This window comes from Alistipes sp. CAG:29 (assembly GCF_000435435.1).
GTDB lineage: Bacteria > Bacteroidota > Bacteroidia > Bacteroidales > Rikenellaceae > Alistipes > Alistipes onderdonkii.
Window position 1 is genome coordinate 40,678 of the sequence record NZ_FR893452.1, and the last position, 2,646, is coordinate 43,323.

Here is a 2,646-nt window from a genome sequence, read left to right on the forward strand (position 1 = left end):
TCTTTTAACCCCACAATAACCGCAACTTTACACATCATGGACGAATTACTGAAGATCGCCGCCGCGAACCAGCAGCGCGCCCGCGAAGTCATCCGCGACACCGACCTCGAAGCGATCTGGCAACAGGTCGGCGCCGAACCCAACCTGGTCGGGTCGCTCCGTACGGGATTGCTGATGACGCACCGCGACATCGACTTCCACATCTACTCCTCACCGCTGCGCCTTGCGGACAGCTTCGCCGCCATGGCACGCCTGGCCGAAAACAGCCGCATCCGCAGCATCACCTTCAACAACCTGCTCGACGCCCCCGACCAGTGCCTCGAATGGCATGCCTGGTATGCCGATGCCGACGACCGGTTATGGCAGATCGACATGATCCACATGCCGAAAGGTTCGGCCTACGACGGCTATTTCGAACGGGTAGCCGACCGCATCGCCGCCGTGCTGACCGACCGGACGCGCGAAACGATCCTCCGGCTCAAATACGAAACCCCCGAGGCGGAGAAGATCATGGGTATCGAATACTACCAGGCTGTACTGCGCGATGGCGTGGGTACCTATGCGGAATTCGAAGCCTGGCGCGCCGCCAACCCCGTGACGGGGATCCTGGAGTGGATGCCCTGACAAAAAATGCGGCCCTGTCCTGCCAAAAGATCGGAACCGGGAGCAGGGAACAGGGGCGGCAATGGCGCAGCACACGCCGCCGGTATCGGGCATTCAACGCCGTGCATCGCACAATCCGGCATCCCCGGGGCACGCAGCGCATGACAACAAGCCCGCACATAAAAAAAGCAACCCCGCAGGGTTGCTTTTTTCAATCGGCGACGGCACCGCAACCCGCCTCGGCCGCTATCGGCACGGGCTCAGTCAGCCCGGTATTTCCTGTTGGTGACGTCGATCGTCCGGGCTTCGAACAGCCCCAGGTCGGCGGCAGGGCAAGCATTCGCAGGGACATTTCTGCCATCGTAAATATCGGCAAAATCATAGCTGCTGTCCGTAGTCAGCCAGTTCCACAGCTCGGGATAAACCTCCTTGATATGCACCGATTCGCGCGGATAGTTGAACCAGTCGAACCCGCAGAGGTAGCCGCCGTTCTCGTCGACATACTCCGTCCCCGTGGCGGTGATCACCAGCCCGTAGGGCAATTTGTCCTTGTCGAACGAATCGTTCAGGTAGGCAGTCGACAAGGCATAGAGTTCCACGCCGTTATCCACCTCGATATACCACTCAACGCGCATCGGGCCGTTCCCTTCGATCTTCGACACGTCCCAGTTGCGGATCGTCGACCCCAGGTACTCCCCGACCTTGATATTGACCTTGTCGTAGGTGTTGAGCGTCCCTTCCATCGACTTGAAATACTGCGACCTGCAATCGGCACCGTCGGGGGTGATCAACCCCTTGAAGACACGCTTGCCGCCCTTGTAAACGACACATCCCAGTTTGATGGATTTCGTCGACCCCAACGCCACGGGCTGTACGCCGAACCCGAAGATATTCTGCCGGGTCTGGTACAACACATGGATGACCAGGTCGTTGTAATCGTAATCCCCGCGCCTGGAGTCCTCGAAACATACTACCTGGAACAACTGCGATTTGTTGCCTGCGAAATTGGGGTACTCATCGCGCGGGACGAACGTCGTCGTCAGCCCCTCGTCCGAACGGGTCAGGGTCATCCGCGGCACCCAGATCGTCATGGGGCTTTCGGCCTCGGCCAGCGTCACCCCGTATGCCTTCACTACGGTGATGCAACCTTCTTTCACGGGGACATCGTACGTGCGGGCCGTCTGGTAATGGTCGATGTCCACATCCAAGGGGCTGCCGGGACGGACATCGTTCTTCTCGATGCAGGAGACGGCCAGGAAGGCCAGCATTAAGATGGTAATTTTCTTCATTGTGGGTGTGTTAGATTAATAAAATGGTTCCGCATCTCCCGTTGCACCTCTTCCCCACTCCTGGGAACCGATTATTTTGCTCGGACAAAGTTAGATATTCCCGCCTCAAATACCAAACAAATCAGCCAAAAACGCACTCAATACAGCCCAATTTCATTTTCAAGGGCCGCCTGCCGCACCGGCAGGACCTGAGGCTGTAATTTTCGCATTCGGCCTGCCGGTCATGGCAATGGCCTATCGCATCGACGGCATTTCGGACTGCCACACACCCGGCTCATGGCTCCCGGGCGCATGAGCGACAAAGACGCAGCCGACACTACAAGCCCGGGCAATTCGCCGGGGCACAGATCGGCTCGGCCGGCATATGATAGATGCCGAACCGCAAATGTGCGGACAGGAATAGCCCTGCGGCCAACGAAGTACCCGCCGCCCCGGACGGAACCCCTCCCGGCCAACCGCCCGCGGCGCCGGAGAATGCCGCTTCGACCGCTTCGCGGCAAAACAAAAACCGGAGCCTCTATTAGAGTTTCCGAGGATTTACAAAACAATGCTGTAACCTAATAAGTTACGGCGTTGTTTTTTATGAGGTAATGATTTAGAAACGCAAGTCTTGAATAAACTTACATCGAGGTTCATCCTGTCAAACAACTCTATACAAATATAGTGAATATCTGATAAAAAAGCAAATAGAATTTTTATCTCTCTATTTTCCGATTTATGGCGTACATCAGCGTCACCGCCGATCATTTTTTCC

The 2,646-nt window shown here is 56.7% G+C and carries 3 protein-coding genes; 1 reads left to right on the plus strand and 2 read right to left on the minus strand.

What is annotated here, in order from left to right:
* Positions 1 to 36 precede the first annotated feature (36 nt).
* Positions 37 to 624, plus strand: coding sequence for a hypothetical protein (locus QVP03_RS05655; RefSeq protein WP_022332583.1), 588 nt, complete (start codon positions 37 to 39; stop codon positions 622 to 624).
* A 239-nt stretch (positions 625 to 863) separates the two neighbouring features.
* On the opposite strand, the gene QVP03_RS05660 is transcribed toward QVP03_RS05655, so the two are convergent.
* The gene (locus tag QVP03_RS05660; RefSeq protein WP_256166511.1) at positions 864 to 1,892 is read right to left on the minus strand and encodes a hypothetical protein; all 1,029 of its coding nucleotides are present in this window, start codon (positions 1,890 to 1,892) and stop codon (positions 864 to 866) included.
* 537 nt (positions 1,893 to 2,429) lie between these two features.
* A partial coding sequence (locus QVP03_RS05665; protein ID WP_288210664.1) for a hypothetical protein occupies positions 2,430 to 2,646 on the minus strand: 217 nt, incomplete at its 5' end.

Bases quoted from the DNA above. Each gene is read 5' to 3' on its own strand.
- QVP03_RS05655 (WP_022332583.1), top strand. From the start codon at position 37: ATGGACGAATTACTGAAGATCGCCGCCGCGAACCAGCAGCGCGCCCGC.
- QVP03_RS05660 (WP_256166511.1), bottom strand. From the start codon at position 1,892: ATGAAGAAAATTACCATCTTAATGCTGGCCTTCCTGGCCGTCTCCTGC.